The following is a 246-nucleotide window of genomic DNA, read 5'->3' on the forward strand; positions in this document are numbered from 1 at the left end:
ACCTGATGCTCCCTGGCCCATGGTTACAATATAAAACGAAAATCATCTGCTCCTTGAAATTATGACTATTTTACTTAAACAACCGGCTAATAATTCGGATAACCATATAGAAACAGCATAATAAAACATTTTGCGAAGAAATTTAAGGTAGGGGTTGTAAGCGTCAAAAACAGTGAAAACGCGATATTTGCTAGTTGAACTAATCTGTAGTGTTGCGGCCTGAGCAGCAGTGTGGCCAGGGCGGCC

1 protein-coding gene is annotated in these 246 nt (G+C 40.7%); it reads right to left on the reverse strand.

Annotated features, from left to right (window positions below; genetic code table 11):
* Nucleotides 1–42: 42 nt before the first annotated feature.
* Nucleotides 43–246, reverse strand: a 204-nt coding sequence (locus AC0IXA_RS27965; protein WP_471814987.1) for a hypothetical protein, incomplete at its 5' end; no start/stop codon positions are given.

The organism is Pseudomonas sp. AC083, assembly GCF_979253165.1.